The sequence below is a fragment of the Micromonospora violae genome, assembly GCF_004217135.1.
GTDB classification, from domain to species: Bacteria; Actinomycetota; Actinomycetes; order Mycobacteriales; family Micromonosporaceae; genus Micromonospora; species Micromonospora violae.
In genome coordinates, this window is record NZ_SHKK01000001.1 from 2306585 (window position 1) to 2321019 (window position 14435).

12 protein-coding genes are annotated in these 14435 nt (G+C 69.2%); 4 read left to right on the forward strand and 8 right to left on the reverse strand.

What is annotated here, in order from left to right; translation table 11 throughout:
• Nucleotides 1-12 precede the first annotated feature (12 nt).
• From EV382_RS10535 to EV382_RS10550, 4 genes are read left to right on the forward strand one after another with little or no spacing between them, the layout of a single operon-like run.
• Complete coding sequence (locus EV382_RS10535; protein WP_130401380.1) at nt 13-297, forward strand: hypothetical protein; 285 nt, start codon at nt 13-15, stop codon at nt 295-297.
• Nucleotides 294-833, forward strand: coding sequence for a P-loop NTPase family protein (locus tag EV382_RS10540; RefSeq protein WP_130401381.1), 540 nt, complete (start codon nt 294-296; stop codon nt 831-833). The genes EV382_RS10535 and EV382_RS10540 overlap by 4 nt, the downstream gene beginning before the upstream one ends.
• 47 nt (nt 834-880) lie before the next feature.
• Nucleotides 881-1468 (forward strand): DUF3558 family protein, encoded by a 588-nt coding sequence (locus tag EV382_RS10545; RefSeq protein ID WP_165435756.1) that lies wholly within the window; start codon nt 881-883, stop codon nt 1466-1468.
• 17 nt (nt 1469-1485) lie between these two features.
• On the forward strand, nt 1486-2856 hold the full coding sequence (locus EV382_RS10550; RefSeq protein ID WP_130401383.1) for a hypothetical protein: 1371 nt from the start codon (nt 1486-1488) through the stop codon (nt 2854-2856).
• Nucleotides 2857-2928: 72 nt separating this feature from the next.
• Here EV382_RS10550 and EV382_RS10555 read toward each other — a convergent pair whose 3' ends face one another.
• The 8 genes from EV382_RS10555 to EV382_RS10590 form a co-directional block, all read right to left on the reverse strand.
• Complete coding sequence (locus EV382_RS10555) at nt 2929-4308, reverse strand: glycoside hydrolase family 10 protein (protein WP_130401384.1); 1380 nt, start codon at nt 4306-4308, stop codon at nt 2929-2931.
• Between the two features lie 40 nt (nt 4309-4348).
• Entirely contained in the window at nt 4349-5689 is a 1341-nt protein-coding gene (locus EV382_RS10560) for an extracellular catalytic domain type 1 short-chain-length polyhydroxyalkanoate depolymerase (RefSeq protein WP_130401385.1), read from the reverse strand.
• A 249-nt stretch (nt 5690-5938) separates the two neighbouring features.
• Nucleotides 5939-8077 carry an alpha-glucuronidase gene (locus EV382_RS10565; RefSeq protein WP_244236621.1) on the reverse strand — a complete coding sequence of 713 codons (2139 nt, stop codon included), beginning with the start codon at nt 8075-8077 and terminating at the stop codon, nt 5939-5941.
• On the reverse strand, nt 8074-10107 hold the full coding sequence (locus EV382_RS10570) for a beta-galactosidase (RefSeq protein WP_130401386.1): 2034 nt from the start codon (nt 10105-10107) through the stop codon (nt 8074-8076). The genes EV382_RS10565 and EV382_RS10570 overlap by 4 nt, the downstream gene beginning before the upstream one ends.
• Nucleotides 10104-10793, reverse strand: a complete 690-nt coding sequence (locus tag EV382_RS10575; protein WP_130401387.1) for a DUF624 domain-containing protein — start codon at nt 10791-10793, stop codon at nt 10104-10106. The genes EV382_RS10570 and EV382_RS10575 overlap by 4 nt, the downstream gene beginning before the upstream one ends.
• 67 nt (nt 10794-10860) lie before the next feature.
• Nucleotides 10861-12498: an ABC transporter substrate-binding protein gene (locus EV382_RS10580; RefSeq protein ID WP_130401388.1), complete on the reverse strand. Its 1638-nt coding sequence runs from the start codon at nt 12496-12498 to the stop codon at nt 10861-10863.
• 39 nt (nt 12499-12537) lie between these two features.
• Entirely contained in the window at nt 12538-13449 is a 912-nt protein-coding gene (locus EV382_RS10585) for a carbohydrate ABC transporter permease (protein ID WP_244236622.1), read from the reverse strand.
• Nucleotides 13446-14435, reverse strand: coding sequence for an ABC transporter permease (locus EV382_RS10590; protein ID WP_130401390.1), 990 nt, complete (start codon nt 14433-14435; stop codon nt 13446-13448). Before EV382_RS10590 ends, EV382_RS10585 begins: the two co-directional genes overlap by 4 nt.

Below are 14435 nucleotides of genomic sequence, written 5' to 3' on the forward strand. Positions count from 1 at the left end.
TAGCGTCAGGTCATGGCCAACCACCTGTTCGTCCTGGAGCAGTACTACTGCTCCGCCGACGCGGGCACGGCGGCACCGCTGATCACCACCCTGGGCTGCCGGCTGGTCGCCACCATCCGGTTGCCCACCGACGATGTCGTGATCGCGCTGGTCGAAGGTCCCAACGCGGAGGTGGTGGCCGAGGCCGCCGCCATCAGCGCATGGCGGGTCGACCGGCTGATCCCGGCCCGGTGGATCCATCCGCCGCAGGCCAGCCCCACCATTTCGGATGTTCCACGACAGGTGAAGGAAGCATGACTGTGCGCCGACTGATCGCACCCCTGTGGTGCTCGCTGCTGCTGTTCCCGCTCGTCGCCTGCGGCCCGGACGACACCGGCGGCAGTGCCCCCGCCGCCGGGGTCGGGGTCGACGCGGACGCCGACGCGGACACTGACGCTGGCGGTGACCTGCCGAATGTCTCCCGGCCCGCGTGCCCGTTCACCGCCGACAAGGTCTCCGACCTCGTCGGTCAACCGATGCAGGACCAGGGCAACTGCCTGTTCGGCGACGGCAACGGCGTCGCCTCGCTCACCATCACCACCGCCTCCCCGCTCGCCGGTGAGAGCACTTACGACTACCAGCGCGAGCAGGCCACGCAGACCTACCGCGAGGTGAAGGACGTCGACAAGGGTCGCAAGGCGTACCTGGCGGTCAAGGACATCGCGGGCGAGGCCGTCGTCATCGGCGACAAGGGCAGCTACACCGTGACGCTCAGCAGCTTCGAGGCGATCGGTGCCAGCGCCGGGGGGTACGAGCCGACGCTGCGCAAGGTGCTCGACGCCCTTCCCCTGTGATGCGAAACCCCTCGACCGGTCGACCCCACGGACGAAATGGAGCCACGATGACGCACCTCGGAACCGTCCAACGGCGACGTGTCCAGTTCCTGGCCACCGTGGCCGCCGTGTCGACGCTCACCGCGCTCGGCGGCTGCGGCCTGATCGGCGGTAAGGATGATGACGGCGGCGCCCCGGCGGCCGGCGCGGGGCCGAGCGTGGCGGCGACACCCGCCGGCGAGCCGGAGCCGACGCCGTCGACGGAGGCTCCCCCGGCCGCGGTGAAGGTCGACGCCTGCACCCTGGTGACCAAGGACGAAGCCGAGAAGCTGGCCGGCACCCCGCTGCAGGACCCGCTGGAGAAGCCGGAGAATCGGGACAGCTGCACCTACACCGGGCCGGTGACCGGGCCGACCGCGCAGGTCGAGGTGTACGTCGGCGACGGCGCGAAGAAGTTTCTCGACATCGACCGGGAACTCGGGCACAAGCTGACCCCGATCAGCGGGGCGGGTGATGAGGCGTACGCCGAGGACGGCACGGTCTTCGTCAGCAAGGGTGGCGTGTGGGCCTGCGTCCGGTTGGTCCGCACCGACGACCCGGCGACGTACCGCAAGGCTCTGGAAACCGCGGCCCGCACCGCCGCCGGCCGTCTCTGAACGGCGAGGGAGGCGACGTGGCGGCACGCGGCCGGAGGCGTCACCCGGCGGTGGCCGCGCTGCTCACCGTGACCCTGTTGCTCCTCACCGGCTGCTCGTCGGGTGCCGCCGACCCGAAGCCGCCCCGCCCGCCGGCCGACGGCGGGGACCAGCGGTACGGGGTGGCGCCCGCGTCCGACCCGGAGGTGACCTACCAACCGGACGTGGTGTTCGTGGGCGGCGGGGGCGGGTCGGTGCGCGGGCTCTCCGAGGACGCGCTGACCTGGCGAATCGATCCCGGTGCCAGTGGCGCCGACAAACTCGCCCGGGGAAAGGTCATGTTCCTGACCGGGCGGGCGGTCGGGCGGGTCCTCGACGTCCGCTCCGACGGCGACGACCTGGCGGTGACCCTCGGGCCGGTGGACATCACCCAGGTGATCCGGGACGGAACCTTCGCCAGTGACGGCCCGGTCTCCCTGGAGAGCCCGACCCGGTACGACGGGGGCACCCCCTTCTGGGCCGAGTACGACGCCGAGGCCGGGGGTGCCGGAGGTGGCGGGGGTGCCGGGGGCGCCGGGTTCGCGGTCACCCCGATCTGCTGCGCACGCGGAGTGGGCGCGCACTTCACCTACGACGGCGGCGGGATCCGCATCTCCGGCACGGCGACGTTGCTGATGAAGAAGCCGACGGCCCGGTTCCACCTGGAAATCCGCGGTGCCACGGTCCAGCGGGCGGAGCTGGAGATCAGCGGAGTGGCCGGGCTGCGAATCGAGATCGCCGGAGCCACCGACCGGGGCCACAACATCAACAAGCGCATCCCGATCCCGCTGGACTTCAGCGTGCCCGTGGATCAGATCCTCGGGGTGCCGTTCGCCGTCACCGCCAGCCAGCTCATCGGGGTGCAGACGGCGTTCAGCGCCAAGGACGGCAACATCAAGGCGGCCGGCGAGTGGTCCCTGGGTGGCTCCCTCGGGTTCGGCTACGCCAACGGCGCGTTCGGTGCCACGGAGCCCTGGAGCCTCACCCTCCGCAACAGCATCACCGACTCGATCACCGGGCCGTCGGTCGGCGTGAATGGAATCATCGTGCACTATCAGGCGGCTTTCCGGGCCGGGCTGGGTGCGCTCGGATTCACCGCCGGCCTGTACGCCACGGTCACCACGTCGGTCGGGCTGACCGTCGGCTCGGCCCTGGGGTCACCGATCACGGTGTGCCGCAGCACCCAGCTCGGTCTGTACCTGGACTACGGCGTCGGCTACTCCATCCCCGCCGGCCTGGTGAAGGTGATCAACGCGTTCCTGGATCTGGTCAACGTCGCGCCGATCGGGGCCAAGGCCGGCATCGGCGGATCCGACGTCCTGTTCAGCAAGCTGGACCTCCAGCCGAACACGAGGATCTGCCGGAGCTGACCTCCGTACCGGCGCGATCCGGGCCGGGGCCGGTGCGGAGGGCTGTGCGCTCCCTCCGCACCGGCGTGGCTGTCAGCCTGCCGCGCAGGTGGGGCTCAGGCTGCCGGCGGTGCCGTTGGCCTGGAAACCGAACTCGGTGGACTGTCCGGCGCCGACCTGGCCGTTGTAGGACACGTTGCGCCAGTTCGTCGTGCCGGTGTTACCGCTGCGGTCGGCACTCCACGCGTTGGTGACCGTCGCGCCGGACGGCAGCGCGATCGTCACCGTCCAGCCGTTGAGGGCCGACGAGCCGGCCGTCACCCGGACGTTCGCCACGAAGCCACCCGTCCACTGGTTCACCGACACCGTCGCCGTGCAGCCACCCGTGCCCGGCGGGTTCGTGGGCGGGTCGGTCGGCGGGTCCGTCGGCGGGTCGGTGGGCGGGTCGGTCGGCGTGGTGCCGTTGTTCAACGCGGTGAGGACCGCGTTGTACGCCGCCTTCTTCTGACCGTTGCCGTCGAACAGCAGCGGGTTCTGGTAGGACCGCCAGGAGTCGCTGTCCCGAATGCCCCAGACGGTGATGCCGTTGCACCGCGCCACGGCCAGGCAGTCCTCGACGACGCTGCGGTAGGTGTTCGCCGACGCGCCCTCGATGTCCAACTCGGTGATCTGGACGTCCACACCGAGTGCGGCGAAGCTCGACAGCGTGGTGCGGTAGTTGCTCACGTACGGCGAGTCGTTGTTGAAGTGCGACTGGAAGCCCACGCAGTCGATCGGCACGCCACGGGACTTGAAGTCCCGCACCATGTTGTAGACGGCCTGGGTCTTCGCGTGCGTCCAGTTGTCGGTGTTGTAGTCGTTGTAGCAGAGCTTCGCGTTCGGGTCCGCCGCGTCGGCGGCCCGGAACGCCGCTTCGATCCAGTCGTTGCCGGTGCGCTGGAGGTTCGAGTCCCGACGGGCACCCGAACTACCGTCCGCGAACGCCTCGTTCACCACATCCCACGAGTGGATCTTGCCCCGGTAGTAGGTGGCCACCTGGGTCACGTGGTTGAGCATCGCCTGCCGCAGCGCGCTGCCGCTCATGCTCTCCATCCAGCCGGGCTGCTGCGAGTGCCACGCCAGCGTGTGACCCCGCACGCTCATCCCACGGCTGCGCGCGTGGTTGACGATCTGGTCCGCCGCCGAGAAGCTGAACCGGCCCTGCTGCGGCTCGGTGGCGTTCATCTTCATTTCGTTCTCGGCCGTCACCATGTTGAACTCACGGTTCAAGATCGTGGTGTACGTGTTGTCGGAGAGCTTGAATCCGGCCACCGCCGTACCGAAGTACCGACCCTTCTCGGCGGCCGACGCGCCGAGCGTCGTCCCGGCGGCGGCCGGCGCCGTCAGGAACAACGCCATACCGGCGACGAGGGCGCCCGCGCCGGTCACCGCGATCGCGGCTCTCGATGCCGCCTTCCATCTCGTGTTTCTCATCGTGCGACTCTCCTTTGAGGTGGTGGGGTGGGAAGGGACATCAGGACACCGAACAGGCGGCGCCGTTGAGGGCGAACGACGGCGGTGTGCCGGTGCCGCCCTCATGCGTGGCCTGGAAGCCGATCGCGACCGACGCGTTCGGGGCGATGGTGCCGTTGTAGGAGACGTTGCTGGCGGTCACCGCGCCGCTCGTCGGGGCGTACTGGGCGTTCCAGCCGTTGGTGATGCGTTGCCCGGTGGGCAGCGTGAAGGTCAGCGCCCAGCCGTTCACGGCGGTGGCCGAGGTGTTGGTGATGGTCACGCTGGCGGTGAGACCGTTGTTCCAGGCGTTGACGGTGTAGCCGACCCGACAGGCGCCCCCGCCCGGCGGCGGAGTCGTCGGCGGTGGATCCGTCGGGGGCGGCGTGGTCGGGGGCGGGGTGGTCGGCGGCGGGGTGGTCGGCGGCGGGGTCGTCGGGGGCGTGGTGCCGTCCAGCCCGAAGAAGCGGATCACCTGCGCGGCGTCGACCGGCACGTTGTGCGTGACGCCCTGCATGCTGATCGCCTCGACCGGCGCCATCGGACCGCTGCTGCCGTAGCGGGTGCGGGTGTAGCCGGACTGCGGGGAGTCGGTGTACGTCGGGGTCTGGCTCAACCCGTGCACGTTGGTCCACTGCTTGACCTGCTCACCGAAGTTCGGGTAGCGCAGCGTCTCGTCGTTGGTGCCGTGCCAGATCTGCATCCGGGGCCGTTGGCCGCTGTAGCCGGGGTACGCCTCCCGGACCAGGTCGCCCCACTGCTGCGCGGTCCGGATGAGTTGCCCGTTCGCACACTGACTGTTCCACTCGGAGGTGCCACCGGTGGCGAAACAGGCGAACGGCACCCCGGCGAACGACGCGCCCGCCGCGAAGACGTCCGGGTAGTCACCCAGCATGACGTTCGTCATCATGGCCCCGGACGAGGTGCCGGTGGCGAAGATCCGCGCCGGGTCGGCGGAGTACCGCTGCTTCACGTAGTCGACCATGGACATGAGCCCGACCGGGTCGCTGCCGCCGCCACGGCGTAACGCCTGGGGCGAGTAGACGTCCCAGCACTTGCTGCTGCGGGTCGCCGACGGGTAGATCACGATGAACCCGTACCGGTCGGCGAGGGACGCGTACTGGGTGCCCGAGTAGAACGCGGGGCCGGTCCCGGTGCAGTAGTGCATCGCCAGCAGGACCGCCGGTCGGGTCGCCACCCGGTCCGGGACGTACAGGTGCATCTGCAGGTTGGTGGGGTTGGTGCCGAAGTTGGTCACCTGCGTGAGCGTCGCCGCCGACGCGGGTGCGGCGAACGTCAACGCGGCGGCGGCCACCGTCACGGCCGCCAGGAGGACGCCAAGCGTCCGTGTCTTCAGTGTCATCGTCGCGATCCCTAGCGAAAAAGGCGCGTGGAAGGGGACTTAAGTCGAGGACTGCCCTTCGCCCGACCTTGACCGCGGCTCGCGTGACCATGTCAGCTTCGATCGAGTCTGCTCGATTGTCAAGACTTCCGGAAACCTTTCGCCGCAACGGATCCGGCGTCACCTGCGCGGCAATGGGTATCGACCGGCATCGTCAGCGGCGATAGCCGGCGAGAAATTATCGGGACGTTTTCGGAACCAGCGGACCGCTCAGTAGATGGTCCGCCCGCGCTCGTCCGGCACCCCGGACTTGCGGAAGAAGTACGTGTTGATCTGGTCGCGCCACTCGGTGGCGCAGCGCACCTGCTCCTCCAGGCGTTCGGCGACCCGTTCGTACACGCTCGGGTCGATCATGCCGTTCAACGTCTGCCACCGCCGTCGCATCGCCGTCACCTCCTCGACCCCAGCGAAGTGGGTGTCGTAGATGTGCTGGATGACTGTCGAGCCGCTGTGCAGCACATGCCCGTACGGCACGTGGTGGAAGAAGAGCAGCAACTCGTCGGGGCAGGTCTCGGGTGACTCGTACACCTGCGCCCAGTACGGCGGGTACTGGCCGGCAAAGCCGGTCCCCGAGGCGCGGCTGCGGTCCACGCCGACGCCGTCGCGGTCGGCGAAGTGGTAGGTGCCCCAGCGCGTGTACTCGTACCCGTCGACGCCGGGGCCATAGTGGTTGCCGGGGTTGACCATGAAACCGACGCCCAGCGGGGCGGTGTAGCGCTCGTAGGTACGCCACGAATCGTCCATGATCTCGTGCAGGGTCCGCCGCACCAGCTCCGCGTCGGCGGTCGCCGACGGCGGAAAGGTCAGCGTGATCCACTCGTCGAGGATCGCCGTCGGGTCCTGCCGAGGGTCCCAGGCCAGCCGGCCGAACGTGTACAGGTTGGCCTGCGCCAACGGATGCCCGGTCCAGAAGAGGTCGTCGCCGACGTTGGCGACGGCGACCATCCCGCCGCCCGCCGCCGCCTCTCCCGTGACCACGTCGGCGATCGTCCGCCCGCCCGGCCCCCAGGGGGCGAAGCGCAGCACCTCACTCCAGCACGGGCCGAGGTGGCAGACATGCCGCTGTTGACCCGTGTACTCCTGCGTGACCTGCAACTCCACCGCCAGCCGGGTCGCCGGCATTGCGGCGAGCACCGGTGAGACCGGCTCGCGCGGCTGGAAGTCCACCGGGCCGAACTTCACCTGGACGACCACGTTGGTGCGGAACCGCCCGTCCAGCGGGGCGAAGTGGTCGTACGCGGCCCGCGCCCGGTCGGTGGACCGGTCCCGCCAGTCCTGGTGGTGGTTGTAGACGAACGCCCGCCAGTGCACCACTCCCCCGTACGGGGCGAGCGCCGCGGCCAGGACGTTCGCCCCGTCGGCGTGGTCGTGGCCGTAGGCGAACGGGCCGGGTTGCCCCTCCGAGTCGGCCTTCACCACAAAACCGCCGAAATCCGGGATGCGGTCGTACACCCGCCAGGTGACCGCGGCCCACCAGACCCGCACGCTCTCGTCCAGCGGGTCGGCGGTCGGCAGGCCACCCAGGAGCACGGGGGCGGCGAAGCTGACCGACAGGTGCACCCGAATGCCGTACGGGCGCAGCGCGTCCGCGATCTCGGCAACGTCGCCGAGCCGGTCGGTGAGCAGCAACGCCTCCGTCCGCGACACGTTGACGTTGTTCACCGAGATCGCGTTGACCCCGCACGCGGCCAGCAACCGCCCGTACTCCCGCACCCGGGCCAGGTCGCCGCGCGGACGGCCGTCCCGCCAGAAGATCGAGCCGCCCGCGTACCCCCGTTCGACCTGGCCCATCACCGGGTGCACGGCCACGTTGTCCCAGTGGTTCAGCATTCGTCGGCGCAGCGCCGGCCGGTGCCGCTCCGGCGGGCGGGTCGGGTCGAAGGCCGCCGCGCAGAGCCGCACCACGTGGAAGAGCCCGTACAGCAGGCCGGCGGGCGCGTCGGCCAGCACCGCGGTCACGTCACCGGCCCGCGCCAACACGAAACCCTCGTCGCCGAGCGCCCCACCGTCACCCCACTCGACCAGCGCTGCCTCTGCGGCGGCACGCGCCGCCTCCACCGACGGGTTGGGCAGCTCGTCGGCATCGCGTAGGGCGAACACCACGTCGACGTCGACGTCCCAGGAGGGGGAATGCCACATCCGCCCTCCGTAGCGCGCGCAGGCCCGCGACACCTCGTTGAGGACGGTGCCGACGAGCCGCCCCTCGCCGTGCAGGAGGATCCGACGCGCACCGAGCGACCGGAACGCCTCCGGGGGCAGCCAGGCCGGGTGGACGCGCGGCCCGTCACCATCCATCGGCTCCTCGACGAACATCAACTGCTCCAACTCCAGGGACTCTTCGGCGTTCACCGGTCCTCCTCCAGCACGACAACCCCGAACACCGGCAGCCGCAGGGCGGCGCCGGGTGCCGTGCGGTCGCCGGTGAGCAGGTCGACGCCGCCGACCCGGGTGGTCACCTCGACCGGCTCGGCGCGGTGGTTGAGCAGAAACCGCAGCCGCGACCCGTCCGCGGCGACGCGGACGGCGGATTCCAGGTCGGGCACGTCCGGGTGGGGCCCGAGCAGGTCGTGCCGGTCGAGCACCTGCCGCACCACCCAGGACACCCCGACCTGGTCCAGCCCGGCGGCCACGTACCAGCCGTCACCCGCACCGAAGGAATTGCGGGTCACCGCCGGGGTGCCCGCGTAGAAGTCGGCCTGGTAGGTGCCGACCACCTCCGCGCCCTGCGGAATCACCAGTTCGAACAGCAGCCGCGCATCGACGTCGACCTGGTCCGCGCCGTCGCCGAGGCGGACCGGGTTGACCACGTCCGGGCCGCGCGCGTCCCACTCGTCGACCCGGACACCCATCAACTGCCCGAGCGGGCCCGGCACGTCCATCAGGAACGCCTGATCGTTCTCGTCCACCCGGCCGGACAGGTAGGTGGTCAGCACTGATCCCCCGCGCGTCGCCACCGCCTCCAGTCGCTGCGGCAGGTCACCCTTGAGCAGGTACAGGGCCGGGGCGACGACCACGTCGTAGCGGGACAGATCGGCGGTCACCGCGACGACGTCCAGGTCCACACCGGCGTCCCAGAGCGCCCGGTGGTACGCGAGCACGACCTGCTGGTAGCCGACCAGCCGGGACGGCCCGTCGGACAGCTCCAACGCCCACCAGCTGTCCCAGTCGAACAGCAGCGCCACCCGGGCCGGGGTTCGCGCGCCCAGCGACACCGGGCCGAGGCGCTCCAGTTCGGCGCCCAGCTCGGCGACCTCCTGGAACACCCGGGTGTCGGCGCGACCGGCGTGGCCGATGACCGCCCCGTGGTACTTCTCGCTGGCCCCGCGCGAGGCGCGCAGCTGGAAGAAGAGCACCGCGTCGGCGCCGTGTGCCACGGCCTGCCAACTCCACAGCCGCAGCAGACCGGGGCGCTTCAACGGGTTGACGTCGCGGCACGCGGTGACGCTCGGGGTCTGTTCCATCAGCCAGAACGGCTGGCCGTCCTTCAGGCCGCGCATCAGGTCGTGGGTCAGCGCCATCCGGGCCGCCGACTCGTCGTCCGGCGGGTAGTTGTCCCAGGAGACGAAGTCCAGGTGGGGGGCCCAGCGGTGGTAGTCGATCGGCCGGTACATGCCCATGAAGTTCGTGGTCACCGGCAGTGTCGGGCTGGATTCCCGGATGGCGGCCTTCTCGTCGCGGAAGTTGGTCAGCATCGCGTCGGAGGTGAACCGCCGATAGTCCAGAGTGATGCCCGCGAACGCGCTGTGGTCCGGGCCGCGCCAGTGCTCGGTCAACGCCGACGGTGGCTCGATCTCGTCCCAGTCGGTGAAGGTGTGCGACCAGAAGGTCGTGTACCAGGCCTCGTTCAGCGCGTCGAGGGTGCCGTAGCGGTCGCGCAGCCAACCCCGGAAGCCGGCCGCGCACAGCGCGCAGTAGCAGGCGCCGCCGTACTCGTTGCCGACGTGCCAGGCGAGCACCGCCGGGGTGTCGGCGTAGCGGCGGGCGACCCGGCGGGCCAGCTCCGTCGCGAGCCGGCGGAAGACCGGTGAGCTGGGGCAGGAGTTGTGCCGCTGACCGAACCGGTGCTTGCGGCCTTCGAAGTCGGTCCGGGTCACCTCGGGGTACGCCTTCGCCAACCACGGCGGGTGGGCGCCGGTGCCGGTGGCCAGGCAGATCCCGCGCCCCTCGGCGCCGGCCCGCTCGACGATCGTGTCCAGCAACGCGAAGTCGTAGGTGTCCTCGGCGGGCTGGGTGAGCGCCCAGTCGAACACGCCGAGGGTGACCAGGTCGATCCGTGCGGTGTCGAAGAGACGGTAGTCCTGCTTCCACACGTCCTCGGGCCACTGTTCCGGGTTGTAGTCGCCCCCGAAGGGCACCTTGGCGCTGAGGGGCAGGCTCATGCCGTGAACTCCTTCCGGATCAGGTGGATCATCGGGTCGCTGACGCGCAGGAACGCCAGCACCGCGACCGACGCGAGCAGCATCAGCACCGCCTCGGAGAAGACCGCGGTGATCCCCGCCGCCGCGGCCAGCAGCAGGGCGTTACCGACCGGGACACCGGGGGTACGCACGAGGAAGTGCACGGCCAGCCGGAGCACGTCCCGGGTGCGGAAGTCGAACAGCGCGATGATCACCAGGGCGTTGGCCGCGCCGAGGGTCACCGCCCCCGCGATCAGCACCAACGGCACCGCCCACCAACCCGCGAGGCCGACCGCGCCGGAGTAGACGAGGTTCAGTGCGAGCACGGTCAGCCACAGCAGCGCCGGCACCCAGATGCGCAGCACGCCGAGCGCGTTCGCCCGGTAGCCGCGCCAGAACAGGGCGGCCGGGCGCAGGTCGGTCAGGTCGGTTCGTTGGTGGCGCAGGGTGTACAGGGCTGCGGCGATGGCCGGGCCGACCGGCACCAGGAAGAGCGCGACCAGCGGCAGGTTGCTGGGGTCGCGGCCCAACAGCAGCAGTGGGAGCAGGCCGGGCAGGGTGGTGAGCAGCAGGAGCAGTTCGACCACGAGCAGGATGTAGACGCGCGAGGTGATCCGCGACAGTGGGCCGTCGCCGAACTGTCGCCAGGCCTGGGCCGCGCCACTCACGATCGCTCCCTCTGGTCGCCCGGGGCCCGGTCGGGCGGCGGCAGACCGCCCGACCGGACCCCGCTGGTCAGCCGTTGTTCTTCTGGAACCGCTCGTACGCCTTGTTGACCAGGTCGATGTACTGGTCGGAGTTCTTGGCCTTGAGCTCGGCCACGTACGCGTCCCACTCACTGAGCGGGCGCTGGCCCAGGGCGAACTTCAGCGTGTTCTGGGTGACGAAGTCCTTCAGCGGGGTCTCCCAGAGCGACACCTGCTCGCGCTCCTCGTCGGTCAGCGGAGCGGGCGGGTTCACCTCCCTTGGCTTGCGGGCGTCCATCACCTTCTGGAACTCCAGCTCCTCCGGCGAGAAGAAACCACGGACCAGGTCGGGGCCACCACCGTAGGCGAAGACGCCGTTCTGGAAACCGAAGTCCTTCTGCAGGTGTTTGGGCGCCGTCGGGTTGAGGCCGAGGAAGTCGACGGCGGGGTCGAGCGTGCGCTTGCCGGAGGTGTCCTTGGTGAAGGTGGTGCCCTCGACGCCCCAGCGGGCGAACTCCTGGCCGGCGTCGGAATACCAGAGCCAGTCGATGAACTGCATCATGGCCACGAAGTTCTTGCTCTCCCGCGCCTTCGAGGAGATCATGATGCCGTTCTCCAGGCGGAAGAAGGTGTTGATCTCACCGGCCGGGCCGACCGGCAGTGGAATCTTCGCCATTTTCGCCTTCGGCAGCGTCTTGGCCAGGTCGGGCCGGTGGTTGTTGACAAGCGTCTGGGCGTTGCCGGTGACCACGAAGGACTTGCCGTTGGCGAGCTTCTGGCGCGCCTGGTCGTCGGTCTGGGTGAAGCTCTCCGGGTCGAGCAGACCCTCGGCGACGAGCTTGTGCAGGTACGTGAGCATCTGCTTGTACTGCTCGGACGCGCCGGTGTAGGTGAACTTCTTCGCCGTCGGATCCCACGTGGCGTGCTGGTAGTCCCAGCCGGCCCGCGTGCCGTAGGACGCGCCGAGGATGCTGAGCAGGGCGCCGGTCGGGTTGGGCTTACTGAACAGGTCGGAGTACGGGTAGACGCTCGGGTACTTCGCCTTCATGGCCTTGAGCACCGTGTACAGATCGTCCCAGGTCGTCGGCACCGACAGGTTCAGCTCCTCCAGGATGTCGGTACGCACCAGCACCGTGTATTCCTGGGTGGGCTTCTCGTGCACGCCGGGCAGCAGGTAGAACTTGCCGTCGGCCTGCCGCAGGGTGTCGATCTCCGGCTGGAGGTTCCACTTGGCAATCTTGTCCTTGAGGTTGGGCATCAGATCCAGGTAGTCGCTTACCGGCAGGATCGCCCCGGAGGACACGAAGGCGTCCTCCTGCGGGTGGTACGTCTTCGGGATGATCAGTGGGGCGTCCCCGGCGCCGATCAGCAGGCTGCGCTTCTGCTCGTAGTCGCTCAGCGGCACCGCGACCGGCTCGATCTTCACGTTCGTCCGCTTGGTGAGCTCCGACCAGAACAGCCAGTCTTCCTTGAGCGGGTAGAACGTGTGGTTGTTGTAGAGGGTGGGGAACGACAGTGCCTCGGTGGCCTTGAACTGGTCGCCGACACCGTAGTCCGCCATCGCGCCGACCCGGTTCTCGGAGAGGTCCGTCGACTCGGCGGGGTCCTCGGAGCAGGCGGTGGTCAGGCTGAGCGCGAGCAGACCCGCGGTGGCCAATGCCACGCGGCGCCACGTCTGGTGGAGCATGGCTGGTCCTTTCGGTGGTGGGGTGGGAGGTGCGGTGGCTCAGCCCTTGACGGCGCCGAGCATCACGCCGCGGACGAAGTACCGCTGGACGAAGGGGTAGACCGCCAGGATGGGCAGGGTGGTGAGCACGATCGTCACGGCCTGGAGGGTGGCCGCCGCCTGGACCTTGTCGGCGTCGGCGGCACCGGACGACTCGGCGCTGGTGGCGCCCGCGATGAGGTTGCGCAGGTACACGGTGACCGGCAGCAGGTCCTGCTTGTCGATGTAGAGGAACGCGGTGAACCACGAGTTCCAGAAGGCGACCGCGTAGAAGAGCACCATCGTGGCGATGATCGCCTTCGACAGGGGCAGCACGATCCGCAGCAGGATGCCGTACGTGTTCAGCCCGTCGACCGCCGCGGCCTCTTCCAACTCGTTCGGCAGGCTCTCGAAGAACGCCTTCATGACCAGCAGGTTGAACACGCTGATGGCGTTGGGGATCACCACGGCCCAGATGGTGTTCTTCATCCCCAGGCTGGTGACCAGCACGTAGTTGGGGATCAGGCCACCGGAGAAGAACATGGTGAACAGCGCGACACCGATGAGAAAGGGTCTCCCCTTGAGCTGCGGTTTCGACAACACGTACGCGTAACAGGTGGTCAGCACGATCGAGATGAGCGTGGCGACCACCGTGTACACCACGGTGTTGCGGTAGTTCGTCCAGAACATCGCGTCGGACATCACCAGCTTGTACGCGGTCAGGTTGAACCCGCGCGGGACGATGGTGACCTTCCCGGCGATGATGTACGCCTCGTTGCTCAGCGAGCGGGCCACGATGGTGAGGAACGGGTACAGCGTCACCACCACGACGCCGAGCAGGACGACCGTGTTGACGATCCGGAAGATCCGGTAACCCCGGCTGTCGTCCGGCCCACGGGTCTTCGGGGCGTCGATCTTCGTACCGAGGGTCACCACAGGCTCGTCCCCACCGTGCGACGGGAGATGACGTTCGCCGACAGGACGAGGATCAGCCCGATCACCGCCTCGAAGAGGCCGATGGCGGCCGCGTAGCTGAAGTTGCTCGACTGGAAGCCCATCCGGAACAGGTAGGTGGAGACCACGTCGGCGGTCGGGTACGTCAACGGGTTGTAGAGCAGCAGGATCTTCTCGAACCCGACGGCCAGGAAGCTGCCGATGTTGAGGATCAGCAACGTCACCATCGTGGGTCGGATGCCGGGCAGGGTGACGTGCCAGGTCTGCCGCAGCCGGCCGGCGCCGTCGATCCGGGCCGCCTCGTACAGGTCCTCGTCGATGGTGGTGAGCGCGGCGAGGTAGAGGATGGTGCCCCAGCCGACGGTCTGCCAGACCTCGGACGAGACGTAGATGGTGCGGAACCACTCCGGTTGTTGCAGGAATGCCACCGGGTCGCCGCCGAACAGGCTGACGAGTTGGTTGGCCGTGCCCTCGATCGAGGTCAACTGCATGACCATCGCCGCCACGATCACGATCGACAGGAAGTGCGGCAGGTAGGACACGGACTGGACGAACCGCTTGAAGCGGCGGGCCCGGACCTCGTTGAGCAGCAACGCCAGCACGATCGGCAGCGGGAAACAGAACAGCAGGGTCAGCGTCCCGAGCACCAGGGTGTTGGTGAAGACCTCCCAGAACGTCGGGTCGGTGAGGAACATCCGGAAGTAGCGCAGCCCGACCCAGTACTCACCGAAGATGCTGCCGCCCGGCTTGAACCGGCGGAAGGCGATGATGTTGCCGACCATCGGCAGGTACCGGAAGACCAGGAAGAACAGCAGCGGCAGGATGGCGAGGGAGTAGAGCTGCCAGTCCCGGCGCAGGGCTTGGCGCCAACTGCGATGGTGTCGTGGCGAGCGCGGGGCGGGGCTGTGCGCCGCCTGCGGCGAACGCGGCGGTGCTGGCGGGGGTGGCCGCAGGGTGGATGTCAT

Excerpts from the sequence above, each read along its gene's own strand:
- EV382_RS10535 (WP_130401380.1), top strand. The coding sequence starts at position 13 with ATGGCCAACCACCTGTTCGTCCTGGAGCAGTACTACTGCTCCGCCGAC.
- EV382_RS10540 (WP_130401381.1), top strand. The coding sequence starts at position 294 with ATGACTGTGCGCCGACTGATCGCACCCCTGTGGTGCTCGCTGCTGCTG.
- EV382_RS10545 (WP_165435756.1), top strand. The coding sequence starts at position 881 with ATGACGCACCTCGGAACCGTCCAACGGCGACGTGTCCAGTTCCTGGCC.
- EV382_RS10555 (WP_130401384.1), bottom strand. The coding sequence starts at position 4,308 with ATGAGAAACACGAGATGGAAGGCGGCATCGAGAGCCGCGATCGCGGTG.
- EV382_RS10560 (WP_130401385.1), bottom strand. The coding sequence starts at position 5,689 with ATGACACTGAAGACACGGACGCTTGGCGTCCTCCTGGCGGCCGTGACG.
- EV382_RS10570 (WP_130401386.1), bottom strand. The coding sequence starts at position 10,107 with ATGAGCCTGCCCCTCAGCGCCAAGGTGCCCTTCGGGGGCGACTACAAC.
- EV382_RS10580 (WP_130401388.1), bottom strand. The coding sequence starts at position 12,498 with ATGCTCCACCAGACGTGGCGCCGCGTGGCATTGGCCACCGCGGGTCTG.
- EV382_RS10590 (WP_130401390.1), bottom strand. The coding sequence starts at position 14,435 with ATGACATCCACCCTGCGGCCACCCCCGCCAGCACCGCCGCGTTCGCCG.